The 17,023-nt window shown below is 60.4% G+C and carries 16 protein-coding genes and 1 riboswitch; of the genes, 11 read left to right on the forward strand and 5 right to left on the reverse strand.

Features of this window, described 5'->3' with window-relative positions:
- Positions 1-25: 25 nt before the first annotated feature.
- Genes ACXPVS_RS10095 through ACXPVS_RS10105 form a run of 3 tightly spaced genes read right to left on the reverse strand, consistent with a single transcriptional unit; the run spans position 26 to position 2,403 of the window.
- Entirely contained in the window at positions 26-838 is an 813-nt protein-coding gene (locus ACXPVS_RS10095) for an aldo/keto reductase (protein ID WP_458509798.1), read from the reverse strand.
- On the reverse strand, positions 835-2,010 hold the full coding sequence (locus ACXPVS_RS10100; RefSeq protein ID WP_458509799.1) for an NAD(P)/FAD-dependent oxidoreductase: 1,176 nt from the start codon (positions 2,008-2,010) through the stop codon (positions 835-837). The genes ACXPVS_RS10095 and ACXPVS_RS10100 overlap by 4 nt, the downstream gene beginning before the upstream one ends.
- A gap of 60 nt (positions 2,011-2,070) precedes the next feature.
- Positions 2,071-2,403 carry a DMT family transporter gene (locus ACXPVS_RS10105; protein WP_008027887.1) on the reverse strand — a complete coding sequence of 111 codons (333 nt, stop codon included), beginning with the start codon at positions 2,401-2,403 and terminating at the stop codon, positions 2,071-2,073.
- Between the two features lie 103 nt (positions 2,404-2,506).
- Between ACXPVS_RS10105 and ACXPVS_RS10110 the strand changes: the two genes are divergently transcribed.
- Positions 2,507-3,409 carry a LysR family transcriptional regulator gene (locus ACXPVS_RS10110; RefSeq protein WP_458509800.1) on the forward strand — a complete coding sequence of 301 codons (903 nt, stop codon included), beginning with the start codon at positions 2,507-2,509 and terminating at the stop codon, positions 3,407-3,409.
- Positions 3,410-3,420: 11 nt separating this feature from the next.
- Positions 3,421-4,698: a lipid IV(A) 3-deoxy-D-manno-octulosonic acid transferase gene (gene waaA, locus ACXPVS_RS10115; protein ID WP_458509801.1), complete on the forward strand. Its 1,278-nt coding sequence runs from the start codon at positions 3,421-3,423 to the stop codon at positions 4,696-4,698.
- Positions 4,699-4,755: 57 nt separating this feature from the next.
- On the opposite strand, the gene ACXPVS_RS10120 is transcribed toward waaA, so the two are convergent.
- Positions 4,756-6,189 (reverse strand): TolC family outer membrane protein, encoded by a 1,434-nt coding sequence (locus ACXPVS_RS10120; RefSeq protein ID WP_458509802.1) that lies wholly within the window; start codon positions 6,187-6,189, stop codon positions 4,756-4,758.
- Between the two features lie 192 nt (positions 6,190-6,381).
- A riboswitch (TPP riboswitch) is annotated at positions 6,382-6,487 on the forward strand.
- Between the two features lie 162 nt (positions 6,488-6,649).
- Between ACXPVS_RS10120 and thiC the strand changes: the two genes are divergently transcribed.
- Both thiC and cytX read left to right on the forward strand, forming a co-directional pair.
- Complete coding sequence (gene thiC / locus ACXPVS_RS10125; RefSeq protein WP_458509803.1) at positions 6,650-8,539, forward strand: phosphomethylpyrimidine synthase ThiC; 1,890 nt, start codon at positions 6,650-6,652, stop codon at positions 8,537-8,539.
- 97 nt (positions 8,540-8,636) lie between these two features.
- Complete coding sequence (gene cytX / locus ACXPVS_RS10130) at positions 8,637-9,929, forward strand: putative hydroxymethylpyrimidine transporter CytX (RefSeq protein WP_458509804.1); 1,293 nt, start codon at positions 8,637-8,639, stop codon at positions 9,927-9,929.
- Here the strand turns inward: cytX and ACXPVS_RS10135 are convergent.
- Positions 9,898-10,644 carry an RsiV family protein gene (locus ACXPVS_RS10135; RefSeq protein WP_458509805.1) on the reverse strand — a complete coding sequence of 249 codons (747 nt, stop codon included), beginning with the start codon at positions 10,642-10,644 and terminating at the stop codon, positions 9,898-9,900. The genes cytX and ACXPVS_RS10135 overlap by 32 nt on opposite strands.
- Before the next feature lie 229 nt (positions 10,645-10,873).
- On the opposite strand from ACXPVS_RS10135, the gene ACXPVS_RS10140 reads away from it, so the two are divergent.
- The 7 genes from ACXPVS_RS10140 (at position 10,874) to ACXPVS_RS10170 (ending at position 17,018) form a co-directional block, all read left to right on the forward strand.
- Positions 10,874-11,491 (forward strand): NUDIX domain-containing protein, encoded by a 618-nt coding sequence (locus ACXPVS_RS10140; RefSeq protein WP_458509806.1) that lies wholly within the window; start codon positions 10,874-10,876, stop codon positions 11,489-11,491.
- Positions 11,482-11,934 carry a DUF1249 domain-containing protein gene (locus ACXPVS_RS10145; RefSeq protein WP_458509807.1) on the forward strand — a complete coding sequence of 151 codons (453 nt, stop codon included), beginning with the start codon at positions 11,482-11,484 and terminating at the stop codon, positions 11,932-11,934. The genes ACXPVS_RS10140 and ACXPVS_RS10145 overlap by 10 nt, the downstream gene beginning before the upstream one ends.
- 105 nt (positions 11,935-12,039) lie before the next feature.
- Entirely contained in the window at positions 12,040-12,855 is an 816-nt protein-coding gene (gene cpdA / locus ACXPVS_RS10150; protein WP_458509808.1) for a 3',5'-cyclic-AMP phosphodiesterase, read from the forward strand.
- 85 nt (positions 12,856-12,940) lie between these two features.
- Entirely contained in the window at positions 12,941-13,549 is a 609-nt protein-coding gene (locus ACXPVS_RS10155; protein ID WP_458509809.1) for a YqiA/YcfP family alpha/beta fold hydrolase, read from the forward strand.
- A 54-nt stretch (positions 13,550-13,603) separates the two neighbouring features.
- Complete coding sequence (parE, locus tag ACXPVS_RS10160) at positions 13,604-15,508, forward strand: DNA topoisomerase IV subunit B (protein WP_458509810.1); 1,905 nt, start codon at positions 13,604-13,606, stop codon at positions 15,506-15,508.
- On the forward strand, positions 15,508-16,497 hold the full coding sequence (locus ACXPVS_RS10165; protein WP_458509811.1) for an esterase-like activity of phytase family protein: 990 nt from the start codon (positions 15,508-15,510) through the stop codon (positions 16,495-16,497). The genes parE and ACXPVS_RS10165 overlap by 1 nt, the downstream gene beginning before the upstream one ends.
- A complete protein-coding gene (locus ACXPVS_RS10170) occupies positions 16,494-17,018 on the forward strand; it encodes a retropepsin-like aspartic protease family protein (protein WP_458509812.1) in 525 nt (174 codons plus the stop codon). Before ACXPVS_RS10165 ends, ACXPVS_RS10170 begins: the two co-directional genes overlap by 4 nt.
- The last annotated feature ends 5 nt before the right edge of the window (positions 17,019-17,023 follow it).

Consider the following 17,023-nt stretch of genomic DNA (forward strand, 5'->3'; position numbering starts at 1 on the left):
CCTGCTTAAGGCCGCGTGGGCGGCATCAGTTTCTACGTAGGACTTGGGCAACGGTCGCGACGTTATGGGCGAGGTGCAGCGGATTAATGGTCCCGACAATAGCACTGGCAACGCCCGGATGCTCAAACAACAACTCGAAGCTGGCGCGAACAGGGTCCACGCCCGGGCTCAGGCACACATGACCGCTGGCGAGGGCTTTTTTGACCAGAATGGCTTTGCCGTGAGCAGCAGCATAGTCAATGACCGGCTGCTCGTTCTGCTCGTTCAGATTGTAGGTGATCATCGCGCAATCACCTTGTTCCAGAGCCCTCAAACCGCCTTCGACGGTTTTGCCGGAAAAGCCGAAGCCGCGAATTTTGCCTTCGCTCTTCAGCTCGGCGAGGGACGCATAGACTTCGCTGTCGTTGAGGATCGCCAGGTCGTTGCCGTCGGAATGCACCAGCACCAGGTCGATAAAATCCGTTTCCAGACGTTGCAGGCTGCGCTCTACCGAGAGTCGGGTATGAGCGGCGCTGAAGTCGTGGTAGGACTGGCCGTCGGAAAATTCTTCGCCGACCTTGCTGACGATCACCCAATCCTGGCGCTGCCCACGCAGCAATGGGCCGAGGCGTTCTTCGCTGCGGCCATAGGCCGGGGCCGTGTCGATCAGGTTGATGCCCAGGTCGCGCGCGAGTTTGAGCAGCATGCGCGCTTCGTCATCATCGGGAATCTGAAAACCGTTGGGGTATTTCACGCCTTGGTCACGGCCGAGTTTTACCGTGCCCAGGCCCAGTGGCGAAACCAGCAGGCCGGTGCTACCCAGCGGGCGATGCAGATCGTGCAAGGTCGGTTGGCTCATGGCAGCAGTTGCTCCCAGGCAGGGACGCCCATCGGCGGTTTTGGCAGGTCGGGCAGCGGCGTCGGATGGCTTGGCTGGATGCCGTCGCGCTGCAAGGACCCGATCACGCGATCAGCAAAGTCCGGAACCAGCGCCAGTTTGGTGGGCCAGCCGACCAGCAACCGACCTTCTTCGGCAAGAAATGCATTGTCAGGACGGGTCAGTCCCGATTGCAGTGGCTCGGCGCGATCCACTCGAAGAGTGGCCCATTGCGCTGTGCTAAGTTCGATCCATGGCAGCAACTGGCCGAGTTCTTTCTGCGCGGTGGCGATTTGTTCGGCGGGGGGGCGGGCAACGCCTTCGGCTTCAGCGATTTCGCCGCCCAGATACCAGACCCACTGACCATCGGCGGCCGGATGGGTGGTCACGGTAATGCGCGGCTTGGTGCCGCCGCCCAGGCAGTGGGCATACAGTGGTTTGAGGCCAGGACCTTTGGCGATGATCATGTGCAATGGCCGGCGTTGCATGGCGGGCTGACTCAACCCCAGGGCTTGGAGCAGCGCTGCCGTACCGGCACCGGCGCTCAAGACGATGCGCTGGGCCCGAATCTCGCGCTCGTCGACCTTCAGGCCGACCAGTTTTCCACCCTCCAGCAACGGTTCGATGTTCTGACCGGCGAGCAGGCCATCACCCGCCAGATCGGCCAAGCGCTGGATCAGGCTCGGCACGTCGATCACCAGTTCCGCCAGTCGATAAACCTTGCCCTTGAAGCGCTTGTCTTGCAGGGCGGGGGGCAATTGCTCGCCCTTGACCTGATCGACACGGCCGCGCACCGCTTTGCTGGCGAAGAAACTGGTGAGATTGCCGGCGATCGTGCCCGGGGACCAGAGGTAATGGGCTTCGGACAGCAGGCGCACGCCGCTCAGGTCCAGTTCGCCGTCCCCCGCCAAGGCTTCGCGCCAGCGCCGAGGCATGTCGGCGATGGCTTCCGAGGCACCGGTCAGGGCGCCATGCAATGCGTACTTGGCGCCGCCATGGATGATGCCCTGGGATTTCACGCTTTGCCCGCCACCGAGGCTGGCGCTTTCCACCAGCACGGTCGAAAAACCCTGGCGGCGCAGGCGCGCATTCAGCCAGAGGCCGGCGACACCAGCGCCGACAATCAGAACGTCGGTGGAAATAACGGATGGCATGCAGCGACCTCAGTGTTCAAGACGAGGGCGCAGTATACAGAGCTCGGGTGATCTTTTTCTTCAATGCCCCGCGGTCTTGGAGAACAGCTGAATCACCACAACGCCCAGCACAATCAACGCCATCCCCAGCATCGCCGGCACATCCAGTTTCTGCCCGTAGATAAACAGCGCCGCGACGCTGACCATCACAATCCCCATGCCGGCCCACACCGCGTATGCCACGCCCACCGGAACGCTGCGCACCACCAGCGTGAGCATCCAGAAAGCAATGCCGTAGCCGACAATAACCAGAATCAGCGGCAGTGGTGTGCTGAAGCCTTTGACCGCTTTCATCGAAACGGTGGCGATCACTTCGGCGCAGATGGCAATGGCCAGGTAGTAGTAAGCGGTCATAGGTGCATCCTCGTGTGAAGTGTTGCTTTCTGAGGTAGGCATTTTAGAGATTATCCAGATGCGGTAAAGTCATTACCTATCTGTTATGACGATGGGTTGAGCCATGAGTACGCAATGGAATCTGGAGCAGCTGCGGCTGTTTGTCAGCGTAGCGGAGCAGCGTTCGTTTTCGGCGGTGGCGCGGGATCAGCGCAAGGCGCAGTCGGCGGTCAGCAGTTCGATTGCGCTGCTGGAGGAGGACCTGGGCGTCAGTCTGTTCGACCGCAGCAGCGGCCGCCAGCCGAAACTCACCGAGGCCGGTAACGCATTGCTGGACGAGGCGCGGGAGGTGCTGCGCCAATGCGAACGCCTTAACGGTCGGGCGCTGGCCATGATGCGCGGCCAGGAGGCCCGTTTGCGTGTGGCCCAGGATGAGGCAATGCCCTATCAGCCGATCATTGAAAGCTTCGAAGCCCTGGCTCAACAGTTTCCCAGCCTTGAAGTGCAGCTGACCAGTGCCGCCCAAGGTGATGTCGCGCGCAAACTGGTGGAGCGTCGAGCTGATCTGGGGCTGTTGTTTTATCACGACCAGATTCCCGAAGCGCTCGAACGGCGGGTGTTGGGTCGCGTCGAAATGGTTACGGTGTGCGGCGTCAGCCACCCTCTGGCGAAACAGGCTCAGGTCGATTGCCAGCAACTGGCGCAGCATCGACAGTTGCTGATGTCCACACAGTCCAGTGTTTATCCCGGTAGCGAGCCGGCCAGCCCGCAAGTCTGGCGGGCCGACAGTTTCTACGTGATGGCTGAATGGCTGGTGCGCGGCCTCGGCTGGGCCTGGCTACCGTGTCACGTGGTGCAGTACCCGGCGTATCAGGATCTGATGGTCGAACTGGTCAGCGAATGGACCCCGCCAGCGCTGGTGGTGGAGCTGGTCTGGCGCCGCGATGAGCCTCTGGGACCGGCGGCCCGTTGGCTGGCGGAACGTTTTGCCGTGCACTTGCAGGCGATCGGCGACAAAAGCCGATAAACTCCGCCGCCATGAATAGAACTCTCTACACCGCGCTGTTTTACCTGGGGCTGCCACTGGTAGCGATTCGGCTTTGGCTGCGGGCGCGCAAGGCGCCGGCGTACGCCAAGCGCATCGGCGAACGTTTTTCCCTTGGGCTGCCGGCGATGAAAACGGGCGGCATCTGGGTGCACGCGGTGTCGGTGGGCGAAAGTATTGCCGCGGCGCCGATGATTCGCGCCTTGCTGCAACGTTATCCACAGTTGCCCATTACCGTGACCTGCATGACCCCGACCGGTTCGGAGCGCATCCACGCGCTGTTCGCCAATGAGCCGCGCATCCAGCACTGCTATTTGCCTTATGACTTGCCTTGCGCAGCGAAGCGATTCCTTGATCGGGTTCAGCCGAAACTGGCGGTGATCATGGAAACCGAGCTCTGGCCGAACCATATCCATCAGTGCGCCAGGCGCGGGATTCCCGTGGCGCTCGCCAACGCGCGACTCTCCGAGCGTTCGGCCAAGGGGTATGGCCGTTTCAGCAAACTGACCCAGCCGATGCTCGTCGAGATGAGCCTGTTCGCGGTGCAGACCGAGGCCGAAGCCCAGCGCTTTCGCGAATTGGGCGCCCGCCCGGAAACGGTCGAAGTGACCGGTTCGATCAAGTTCGACCTGACCATCGACCCGGCACTGCTTCAGCGTGCCGCCGAGTTGCGTGCGCAATGGCAGGCGCAGGAGCGTCCGGTGTGGATCGCCGCGAGTACTCACGAAGGTGAAGACGAAGTGGTACTGGCGGCTCATCGTCAGTTGCTCGCCAGTCATCCCGATACGTTGCTGATTCTGGTGCCGCGTCATCCTGAGCGATTCAATTCGGTGTTCGAGTTGTGTAGGCAGCAGGGTTTCGCCACGGTCCGTCGTTCCAAAGGCGAACCCGTCACCGCCGGTACGTCGGTGCTGCTGGGCGATACCATGGGTGAGTTGCTGTTTCTGTATGCCTTGGCCGACAGCGCTTTTGTTGGCGGCAGTCTGGTGCCGAACGGCGGGCACAACCTGCTGGAGCCTGCGGCTCTGGCCAAACCGGTGTTGAGCGGACCGCACCTGTTCAATTTCCTCGAAATCGCCGCGCAACTGCGCAGTGCCGGGGCGTTGCAGGAAGTGGAAGATGCCGAAGGTCTGGCGCTGGCGGTGCAGCGGCTGTTCGAGTTGCCACGGGATGCGCAGCGGATGGCGGAGGCGGGACTGAACGTGATGCGCACCAATCAGGGTGCATTGCAGCGGTTGCTGGATGGGTTGGGGCGGTTGATCGGTCGTTAGGTCGGGGCGCCTGTCACGAAAAAATCGCAGCCTGCCACAGGCTGCGATTCTTTGCTGTTAAGGCCGGGCTTTGAGCTGCTCCGCCGCAGCCTTCGCCAGGTCCGGCGGCAGGAAGTCTTTATCCGGGTTGTAATCAGCCTTGAGGTAACGCGCCAGGTCCTGCAAATCCCCCGGATTCAAGGTGCCCGCGGCCTGCTTCAAGCGCAGGTTGTCGAGGATGTAGTCGTAACGCGTGTTGTTGTAGTCGCGCACCGAGGTGTACAGCTGACGCTGGGCATCCAGTACGTCGACGATATTCCGCGTGCCCACTTGATAACCGATTTCGGTCGCTTCCACCGCGCTCTGGTTGGAGATGATCGACTGCTTGCGCGCCTGCACTTGCTCGACGTCGGTGTTCACTGCGCGATGCAGGTTGCGGGTGCTTTCCACCACTTGCCGGCGCAGGGATTCGCGTTGCTGCTCGGACTGATCCAGTTGTGCATACGACTGGCGCACCTGGGAGTTGATCAGGCCGCCGCTGTAGATCGGGATATTCAGTTGCAGCCCCACCGTTGTTTGCTCGACGTTGCCACCGTAAGGCTGGCCGAAGGCGTTCGGGTTGCTGAAGCCCAGCGCGTCGTTGTCCCCTTTCTCGTACTTCGCCACGGCGTCGATGGTCGGCGCATGGCCGGCCTTGCGCTGCTTGAGGGTTTCTTCGGCGGCGCTGACGGCGTAGTTGCTTGCCAGCAAATTGAGGTTTTGTCTGGCGGCCGTATCGACCCAGGCCTTGGCGTCGTTCGGTGTGGGCGGCAGGATCGGCAAGGTATGGGAAATGCCCCAGATCGAGTTGTACTGACGGTTGGTCAGGGTAATCAAGGCCTCGAAGGCATCATCCACCTGGCGCTGCGCGACGATGCGGTTGGCGCGTGCGGTGTCGTAACTGGCTTGCGATTGCAGCACGTCGGTCTTGTCCGACAGGCCGACGTCAAAGCGTTCGTTGGACTGGTCGAGCTGGCGTTTGAACGCGGCTTCTTCGGCCTTGGTTGACGCCAGGTTGTCCTGGGTCCGCAAGACATTGAAGTAGCTAGTGGCGGTTTGCAGAATCAGGTTCTGCTCGGTCGCCGAGAGTTGCAGCGCGGCCTGCTCGTTGATGTCCTTGGCGGCCTGGAACTGGAACCAGCGATCGGCGCGGAACAGTGGTTGCGCCAAAGTCGCTTGATACGAATGAGCATTACGGTTGGCAGTGGCCGAAGGCTGGTCGAGCGCCGTGCGCACGTTGGCCAGCTCGGCGCCGCCCGACAGATTAGGCAGCAGCCCGGCGCGAGCCTGGGGTACGATTTCTTTCTGCGCGCCATATTGGGCGACGGCGGCGGCGAGGTCAGCGTTGTTGTCCTTGGCTTCCTGGTACACGCTGACCAGGTCGTTGTTGGTCGATAAGGGCGCTTCTGCTGCCCAGGCCATTCCGTTGGACGCACAAGACACGGCAAGGGCCAGTGAGAGTTTGCGCAGCATGAGGCCATCCCTAAAAAATTACGCTGATAATTTGAGCGCCAAGGCTACGGCGCGGCTCATACAGCGTCAAGGCGCGGTATGGCGTAGCGAGTGTAGTTGTGCGCTACGACCGCAACAATCCTGTATTTGCGCCATTCATCATGGTGTTTACTGCGGTGTTGGCGTTCTTTGGCAGTTGTGTCTAGACTGGCCGGGTTCTTGTCGGGGTGCCTTGCTATGAGGCTGAGATCGAATAATTTCGGATCCCGTTGAACCTGATCAGGTTAGCGCCTGCGTAGGGAACAAGATTTCTCGTCACCCGGCGAGTCCTCTTGTGCTTCGTCCGGGATGTTGTTCGACAATCGAACACCCTCGAGCACCGAGCACAGCACTGCTGGTTTTCCCAGCGCCCGTGCGTCCATTCGTTTACAGGTTCGCTCCGACAAAAATCCACTGCCTGGATGTGTTTGGAGAGCCCGTGATGACGATAAAACTAAAAAATACGACGAACCTGAGTGATTCGGCCCAAGTCGATCAGCAATCGGTTCAGCCGTTTACCCGCTCGCAAAAAATCTATGTTCAGGGCTCTCGCCCGGACATCCTCGTGCCGATGCGCGAAATCAGCCTTGATGTGACCCCGACCGACTTCGGCGGCGAGATCAACGCGCCTGTCGTTGTGTACGACACTTCGGGCCCGTACACCGACCCCAACGTCATCATCGACGTGCGCAAAGGCCTGGGCGATGTGCGTTCGCCGTGGATCGAGTCCCGTGGCGACACCGAGCGTCTGCCGGGTCTGAGTTCCAATTTCGGCCAGGAGCGCCTCGCCGATGCGGAGCTGACCAAGCTGCGTTTCGCTCACGTGAATAACCCGCGCCGGGCCAAGGCCGGTGCCAACGTCAGCCAGATGCACTACGCCCGCAAAGGCATCATCACCGCCGAGATGGAATACGTCGCCATCCGCGAAAACATGAAGCTTGAAGTGGCGCGCGCCGCCGGCCTGCTGGACCAGCAACACGCCGGTTATAGCTTCGGTGCCAGCGTGCCAAAAATCATCACCCCCGAATTCGTCCGTGAGGAGATCGCCCGCGGTCGCGCGATCATTCCGGCCAACATCAACCACACCGAACTGGAACCGATGATCATCGGCCGTAACTTCCTGGTGAAGATCAACGGCAACATTGGCAACAGCGCTTTGGGTTCGTCCATCGAAGAAGAAGTGGCGAAACTGACCTGGGGTATTCGCTGGGGTTCGGACACGGTCATGGACCTGTCCACCGGCAAACATATTCACGAAACCCGTGAGTGGATCATCCGTAATTCGCCGGTGCCGATCGGTACGGTGCCGATTTATCAGGCCTTGGAAAAAGTCGACGGCGCTGCCGAAGACCTGACCTGGGAGCTGTTCCGCGACACGCTGATCGAACAGGCCGAGCAGGGCGTCGATTACTTCACCATCCACGCTGGCGTGTTGCTGCGCTACGTACCGCTGACCGCCAAGCGCGTGACCGGTATTGTGTCCCGTGGCGGTTCGATCATGGCCAAGTGGTGCCTGGCGCACCACAAAGAGAACTTCCTCTACACCCATTTCGAAGACATCTGCGAAATCATGAAGGCCTACGACGTCAGCTTCTCGCTGGGTGATGGCCTGCGTCCGGGCTCGATTGCCGACGCTAACGACGCGGCACAATTCGGTGAGCTGGAAACCCTCGGAGAACTGACCAAGATCGCGTGGAAGCACGACGTGCAGTGCATGATCGAAGGCCCGGGCCATGTGCCGATGCAGTTGATCAAAGAGAACATGGACAAGCAGCTTGAGTGCTGCGATGAGGCGCCGTTCTACACCCTCGGTCCGCTGACCACTGACATCGCGCCAGGGTACGACCACATCACCTCCGGTATTGGTGCGGCGATGATCGGCTGGTTCGGGTGCGCCATGCTCTGCTACGTGACGCCGAAGGAACACTTGGGTCTGCCGAACAAGGATGACGTGAAGACCGGGATCATCACCTACAAGATCGCCGCGCATGCCGCCGATCTGGCAAAAGGGCATCCGGGCGCGCAGATTCGCGACAATGCCTTGAGCAAGGCGCGCTTCGAATTCCGTTGGGAGGACCAGTTCAACCTGGGCCTTGATCCGGACACTGCTCGTTCGTATCACGATGAGACCCTGCCGAAGGACTCGGCCAAGGTCGCGCACTTCTGCTCCATGTGCGGGCCGAAATTCTGTTCGATGAAGATCACTCAGGAAGTCCGCGAATACGCGGCCAACCAGCGCATCGAAACTGTCGACGCCGAAGTCGCCCAAGGATTGGCGGAACAGGCCGAGCGGTTCAAACAGGAAGGCAGTCAGCTGTACAAGAAGGTTTGATCTGACCTGAGGTCGGCGGTGCCTGCACCGCCGCCTTCGCGAGCCTGTTCGCGAAGGCGATCAACACAACAACAAATGTTCCTCTGAGATAACACCCTTGAGCATTCAACCCAGCACGTATTCCCCTGATATCGCGGTGCCCACAGACAAACGTGTCTTCGGCGGCCGCGATCTGTTTTCCCTGTGGTTCTCCCTCGGCATCGGCCTGATGGTCCTGCAGACCGGTGCATTGCTCGCACCCGGTCTAGGCTTGTCCGGCTCGTTGCTGGCCATCTTCCTCGGCACGCTGGTCGGCGTTCTGCTGCTGGCCGCGGTCGGCGTGATCGGCAGTGACACCGGCCTGTCATCGATGGCCGCGCTCAAACTCAGTCTCGGTGCAAAAGGCGCGAGCCTGCCGGCGGTGCTCAACCTGCTGCAATTGATCGGATGGGGCTCGTTCGAAATCATCGTCATGCGCGATGCCGCCAGCCTGTTGGGTGCGCGGGCGTTCAGCGAAGGCAGTCTGTTGTCCAATCCGCTGCTGTGGACCGTGTTCTTTGGTGGTTTGGCAACCTTGCTGGCCGTCAGCGGTCCGCTGACATTCGTCCGACAGATCCTGCGCAAGTGGGGCATCTGGTTGCTGCTGGCCGCGTGTATCTGGCTGACCTGGAACCTGTTCGCCAAAGCCGATTTGGCGGCGTTGTGGGCACAGGCCGGTGATGGTTCGATGCCGTTCGCCGTGGGCTTCGACATTGCTATCGCCATGCCGCTGTCCTGGTTGCCGCTGATTGCCGACTACTCGCGTTTCGGCAAACGAGCGAAAAACGTGTTCGGCGGCACGGCGCTGGGCTTCTTTATCGGTAACTTCTGGCTGATGAGCCTCGGCGTGGCCTACACCCTGGCGTTCGCGCCGAGCGGAGAAGTGAATGCCTTGCTATTGGCATTGGCCGGTGCCGGTTTGGGGATTCCGCTGCTGCTGATTTTGCTGGATGAGTCGGAAAACGCTTTTGCCGATATTCATTCGGCGGCGGTTTCCAGTGGGATTTTACTGCGCTTGAAGGTGGAGCATCTGGCGCTGGCGATTGGCGTGATCTGCACACTGATCGCGTGCCTGGCGCCGTTGGCCCAGTATCAGAACTTCCTGCTGCTGATCGGTTCGGTGTTTGCGCCGCTGTTCGGCGTGGTGCTGGTGGATCACTTCATCCTGCGCAAGCGCGGTATTCGCGTGGCGTCAGCCGCATTGCGCTGGCCGGCGCTGCTCGCCTGGTTGGGCGGGGTGAGCACCTATCATTTGCTGGCTAATCTGTATCCGGACATCGGCGCAACCCTGCCGTCACTGATTGTGGCAGGGCTGCTGCAATTCGTGCTGGGTCGGGCCTTCAGTTACGGCCAGGAAACAGCTCGGGCTTGATAATGCCGTTCAGGCGGGGGTAAGGGATCTTCAGTTCGACGTGACCCAACGCGTAAGGCGCGAGGGTGCTCACTTCGTACTTGAGGATCACTCCGCCGTACGTCAGCGCCACGTTCTGGGTTTTCACGAAGGGCCAGCTCTTCACGAACTCTGGTTCCTGATCGAGCTTGGTGCTGATCAGCCAGCTGTTGTGCGCTACTTGCGCGGCTTTCCAGAACGCTTCTTCCTGCCCGGGCACCAACATGTCCGACAGCGTCAGCACTTGGTGTTGCTGGCGTGAATAGTTGATGAAGCTGCGGCCCGGCGTGCCATGGGCGCCGCCGGTGTCCAGGTAGCTGGAGAATTCGACGATCACCAAGCCGTCATGCTGCTCACGTACCTTGGCTTGCAGATAACTGCTGTAGCGCGGGCCGGCACTGCTCAAAAACTGCTCGCGATACGCTGCCAGCGTCGGCGCTACCGGGGCATCGGGCGAGGTGCGGGTCATTTGCAGCAGGCGTTTTTCGATAATACCGTCCAACTGCGGCTCGGCAGGGAAGTGCAGCGTATCGATGTTCACCAGCGGGCAGTCAGGTGTTGTGCAACCCGGTTTCAGCTGTTCGGAAGCGTCGCGGGTGGTTTCCAGCGGCGTCCGGTAGTTGGGTTGGAACAAACTCTGGCAGGCACCCAGGGTCAGGGCGATTGCGGCCACGGAGGCGATTTTAAAAAGCGACATGGGCGTCCTTCATAAAACAGGGAAAGGCAAAAAGTTATCCGCTTCGACTATCAACGAAGCAGTCAGTTCGCCACTAAGCTAATTAGAGTTGGTTTCACCCTCACCGTCTATCCCGATGACGGTAAAGGGGCTGCATCAAAGGTCACGGGCGCGTTAGGATGGCGCGAAGTCGAGGTTGCAAGTCACAAATAAGGCGCCTCGGATCGGATTTGCAGTAAAGAGGATTGTCATGACTGATTTTGCCAACGCCATTCCGACCGCCGTTGATATCGTCCGGCGTGAAAAGTGCTACGAGGGCTTCTACAAGCTCGATCGTGTGCACTTGCGTCACGAATTGTTCGCCGGTGGCATGAGTCGCGAGATCAATCGTGAAGTGTTCGTTCGCCACGATGCGGTGTGCGTACTGCCTTACGATCCGCAGCGTGACGAAGTGGTGTTGATCGAGCAGTTTCGCGTCGGCGCCATGGGCAAGACTGACAATCCTTGGCTGATCGAACTGGTCGCGGGTCTGATCGACAAGGATGAGGCGCCGGAAGAAGTTGCTCACCGCGAAGCGCAGGAGGAAGCTGGGCTTGTGTTCGGGGCGCTCTGGCCGATGACCAAGTACTTTCCATCTCCGGGCGGCAGCAATGAATTTGTGCACTTGTACCTGGGGCGTTGCGACAGCGCCGGCGTCGGCGGCCTGCACGGGCTGGAGGAAGAAGCAGAAGATATCCGCGTCACGGTCTGGGCGTTCGAAGATGCCCTACAGGCCGTACGCGACGGACGAATTGCCAACGCGGCCAGCATCATTGCCTTGCAATGGTTAGCTTTGAACCGCGCTGAAGTGAGGGGGTTATGGTCGTAAACAAACTGCGCGATCGCTATAGGGTTGACCTCGTGGGGCTGCAAGCCTCCTGCGAGGCCAACTACGCGCGCCTGATGCGACTGCTGCCGGACATGCGCAACGAGCCGCAGGCGCGGCGCATTGCCGTGACCCACGGCGACCAGATGCTCGGCGTGCTGGCCCTTGAGGTCCTTCAAGTCTGCCCGTACACCACAACCTTGCAAGTGCGCCAGGAACACAGCCTGCCGTGGCTGCCGGTTCCGCAACTGGAAGTTCAGGTCTATCACGACGCGTGCATGGCCGAAGTCATCAGCGCCGAACATGCACGACGCTTTCGCGGCATCTATCCTTACCCGAATGCCTCAATGCATCAGCCGGACGAAAAGGCCCAGCTGAATATGTTTCTGGGCGAATGGCTGAGCCATTGCCTGGCCTGCGGACACGAGTACGCGGTTGTGCGGTAGCGGTAGATGTGAACTGCGTCAGGTTCACAGGTTTCCCCTTTTGATCATCCCCCAGCATAATTGCGGCACTCATCCAATCCCGTGATTCAGCCTTGGGAGAACGCCTTGCCGAGCGTATCCATTTTGACCACCGCCGATTCGGCGTTGCTGGTGCAACTTTCCGACAGTCATCTGTTTGCCGAGACGGACGGGACGTTGTTGGGCATGAATACGCGCAACAGTTTGCAAGAAGTCATCGAGCTGGTGCGGCTTCAGCAGCCACGGATCGACCTGATTATTGCCAGTGGCGATCTTTCTCAGGACGGGACGCTGGAGTCTTATCAACAGTTTCGTGACCTGACGCGACCGCTCGATGCGCCTGTGCGCTGGATTCCCGGCAATCATGATGAGCCGCGGGTCATGGCGGAGGCCGCCGTGCAGAGTGCGTTGCTGGAGCCGGTGGTGGATGTCGGTAACTGGCGCGTCACATTGCTTGATTCGGCAGTGCCAGGGTCGGTGCCGGGCTTTTTGCAGGATGCGCAGTTGCAGTTGCTGGCGCGTTCGTTGAGTGAGGCGCCGGAACGGCATCATCTGGTGTGCTTCCATCATCATCCGGTGTCGATCGGGTGTGCGTGGATGGAGCCCATTGGATTGCGCAATCCAGACGCTTTGTTTGCCGTGCTCGATCGTTTTCCGCAGGTGCGCGCGGTGTTGTGGGGGCATGTGCATCAAGAGATCGATTGTGTTCGCAACGGCGTGCGTCTGATCGCTTCGCCGTCGACCTGTATTCAGTTCGAACCGGGCAGTGATGATTTCAAGGTCAGTGACCAGGCACCGGGGTATCGCTGGTTGCGGCTGTTGCCTGATGGGCAACTGGAAACCGGTGTTGAACGCGTTACCGGCTTCGACTTTCAGGTCGATTACGGCTCCAACGGCTACTGACACGCCCCCTGTAGGAGCTGTCTCGTTGCACTCGACAGCTCCTACAGTAAACTGCGCCTCTTTACCCGACGCACAGGGAGCTCAAATGTCTGGTTCGATCCTTTATATCCACGGTTTCAACAGCGCGCCTTCGTCTAAAAAGGCCACGCAGTTGGTACATGTAATGGAACGTCTGGGCTTGAGCGATCAGTTGTGCATCCCAGCCTTGCATCACCATCCGCGCGAGGCCATCGGTCAGCTCAACAAGGCGATTGAGGCGCTTGGGCGGCCACTGCTGGTCGGCAGCTCACTCGGCGGCTACTATGCGACTCACTTGGCCGAGCGCCATGGCCTCAAGGCCCTGCTGATCAACCCCGCCGTCAGTCCGCACCGGATGTTCGACGGGTATCTGGGGACGCAGAAAAACCTGTATACCGATGAGGCCTGGGAGTTGACCCACGACCACGTGACGGCCCTGGCCGAGCTGGAAGTGCCGGCACCCCAGGACCCGCAGCGGTATCAAGTGTGGTTGCAGACTGGCGATGAAACGCTGGACTACCGCCTCGCCCAGCAGTATTACCGGGCCTGTGCCTTGCGCATCCAGGCCGGCGGCGACCATAGCTTCCAGTGTTTTGCAGAGCAGTTGCCGGCAATGCTGAGTTTTGCCGGCATCGGCGCAGATTTGTATCAGTCGATTGATTTCACAGCACTGTGAGTCGTCGCCTCTTTTTCACAGAACACTCTTTTTACAGGTGGACGACGAGACCCCATGGCCACTCCCAGCGCTAGCTCTTATAACGCAGACGCCATCGAAGTCCTCTCGGGCCTCGACCCGGTGCGCAAACGCCCCGGCATGTACACCGACACCAGTCGGCCGAACCACCTCGCCCAGGAAGTCATCGACAACAGCGTCGACGAAGCCTTGGCCGGGCATGCGACCTCGGTGCAGGTCATCCTGCACGCCGATCACTCCGTGGAAGTCAGCGATGACGGCCGCGGCATGCCGGTGGATATCCACGCCGAAGAAGGCGTATCGGGCGTCGAGCTGATTCTCACCAAGCTCCACGCAGGCGGCAAGTTTTCCAACAAGAACTACCAGTTCTCCGGCGGTCTGCACGGGGTGGGTATTTCCGTGGTCAACGCCTTGTCCAACGAAGTCCGGGTGCGCGTCAAGCGTGACGGCAATGAATACCAGATGACCTTCGCCGACGGTTACAAGAAAACCGAGCTGGAAATCATTGGTACCGTCGGCAAGCGCAACACGGGTACCAGCGTATTCTTCGCGCCGGACCCGAAATACTTCGATTCGCCGAAATTCTCCATCAGCCGCCTCAAACACGTGCTCAAGGCCAAGGCCGTTCTGTGCCCGGGGCTGCTGGTCAGTTTTGAAGACAAGGCCACCGGCGAGAAAGTCGAGTGGCATTACGAAGACGGCCTGCGTTCCTACCTGGTGGACGCGGTCAGCGGATTCGAGCGTCTGCCGGACGAGCCGTTCTGCGGCAGCCTGGCCGGTAACAAAGAAGCCGTCGATTGGGCCCTGCTGTGGTTGCCGGAAGGTGGCGACAGCGTTCAGGAAAGCTACGTCAACCTGATTCCGACGGCGCAGGGTGGTACCCACGTCAACGGTCTGCGTCAGGGCTTGCTCGACGCGATGCGCGAATTCTGCGAATTCCGCAGCCTGCTGCCTCGTGGTGTGAAACTGGCGCCGGAAGACGTCTGGGAGCGCATCGCTTTCGTGCTGTCGATGAAGATGCAAGAGCCGCAATTTTCCGGACAGACCAAAGAGCGCCTGTCGTCCCGCGAAGCCGCCGCGTTCGTTTCCGGTGTGGTCAAAGATGCCTTCAGCCTGTGGCTCAATGCCAACCCGGAAACCGGCATGCTGCTGGCGGAACTGGCGATCAACAATGCCGGCCGTCGTCTGAAGGCCAGCAAGAAGGTCGAGCGCAAGCGCATCACCGCGGGGCCGGCACTGCCGGGCAAACTCGCCGACTGCGCCGGGCAGGACCCGATGCGTTCCGAGCTGTTTCTGGTGGAAGGTGATTCCGCCGGTGGTTCGGCCAAGCAGGCGCGGGATAAAGAATTTCAAGCGATCCTGCCATTGCGCGGCAAGATTCTGAACACCTGGGAAGTGGATGGCAGCGAAGTGCTGGCCAGCCAGGAGGTGCACAACATTGCCGTGGCCATCGGAGTCGATCCGGGCTCGGCGGACATCGCTCAGCTGCGCTACGGCAAGATCTGCATCCTCGCCGACGCCGACTCCGACGGTCTGCACATCGCCACGTTGCTATGCGCGTTGTTCGTCCAGCATTTCCGCCCGTTGGTGGATGCCGGTCATGTCTACGTCGCGATGCCGCCGTTGTACCGTATCGACCTGGGTAAAGAGATTTACTACGCCCTGGACGAAGCCGAACGCGATGGCATCCTTGATCGCCTGGTGGCCGAGAAGAAACGCGGCAAGCCGCAGGTCACGCGATTCAAAGGTCTGGGTGAAATGAACCCGCCACAGCTGCGCGAAACCACCATGGACCCGAACACTCGGCGTCTGGTGCAGCTGACGCTGGACGATTTCGAAGCGACCTCGGAAATGATGGACATGCTGCTGGCGAAGAAACGCGCCGGTGACCGAAAATCCTGGCTGGAATCCAAAGGCAACCTGGCCGAGGTTCTTGGCTGATGCGGGTTGGCTTTGTCCTGGCGTGTGCGTTACTTCTGACCTCGGTTTCGGTGTTTGCCGAACCGATGCCGGAACTGCGCCTGTTGTCCGAGCACCCCGTTGACGGTATGCGCGGCGGCAACCTGTCCGGGCTGGCCCAGTGCGGCAAGGATATGTGGACGGTGTCGGATCGCGACGACGATCAGATTTACCGGCTCGATACCCGCGACAGGGTATGGCAAGCCGAAGCCGTGGGCGTCGACGTGCCACCGGTGCCAGACAGCGGTTTGCCCTGGGGTTTGCGTTCGCGGGCCTGGGTGGCCTCGTTTGTCCGTGGCGGAGATCTGGATTTTGAAGGCATCACCTGCGACAGCGCCGGTAATCGCTACATCGTCAGTGAATCCCATGCGGCGATTCTGCAAGTGCCACCCGTTGGGCCATCGTCCTGGCTGAAAATTTCGCCGATTCTGATTCGCGAAGCCCGGGCCAGCGGCATGCTGCTGCACTTCAATGCGTTGTTCGAGGGCCTGGCGATCAATCCGGCGGGTGATCAATTGTGGCTCGCCGCCGAGCGTCAAAGCCGTGGATTGCTGCTGATCAAGCGCAAACAAACGGTATGGGATTGCGATGGTGGCTGTGTGTTATTGGGCGAAGCCGGGAAAGAAATGCAGCCGGCGCAGTTCCCCCGAGCCAAAGCAGTGTCCCGAGACTTTGCCGACCTGTCGCTGTTCAACGGCAAGCTGTTTACCCTTGAACGCAGCGCTTACCAGATCTGCCGCCGTGATGTGGTGACGGCCAAGGTTGAGCGCTGCTGGTCGTTTGCCGATGAAGCCTTGCAGGCGCCTCGCCGTTATTCAGATCCCTACGGCTTGGCCGAAGCGTTGATTATTGACGCCGAGGGCGCGTGGATTGGCACCGATAACAACAACGATGCCCGCGCCGATGGCGAGGAACGTCCGATCGTCTGGCGCTTTGCCGCGCCTGAAGGCGGCTGGAGCGCCAAGCCGTGAGCCCGCAAACGCCGGGAAAACGCGCCGGTCGGGTACTTATGGTGCTGGCCTGGTGCGCGGCGCTGTTTCTGGCGACGCGGTTTTTCGGCCAGTGGGAGGCGCGTCAGCAGAACCCCAATACCGTCGTCAGCTCTGAGCAGGGCCAAGGGTTTATCGAAGTGAAACTGGCCAGCAACACACAGGGTCACTTTGTCGCCAGCGGCCAGATCAACGGTCAGTCGGTGGATTTCATGCTCGATACCGGGGCGACCGATGTGGCGATCCCGGCGGAAATGGCCGAACGGCTAAAGCTGGAAAAAGGCTTCGGGGTGACCCTGAGCACGGCCAACGGTCGCACCCAGGGTTACCGAACCCGCATCGACCGGCTGCAACTGGGTGACATTGTGCTGCGCGATGTGCGCGCCCTCGTCGTGCCAGGCCTGGATGGCAAGCAAGTGCTGCTCGGAATGAGCGCGCTGAACAAACTTGAATTTACCCAGCGCGGTGGCACCATGCTGCTGCGCCAGACAACGAACCGATGAGGCCC

It is taken from the genome of Pseudomonas sp. Ma2-10, assembly GCF_054330215.1.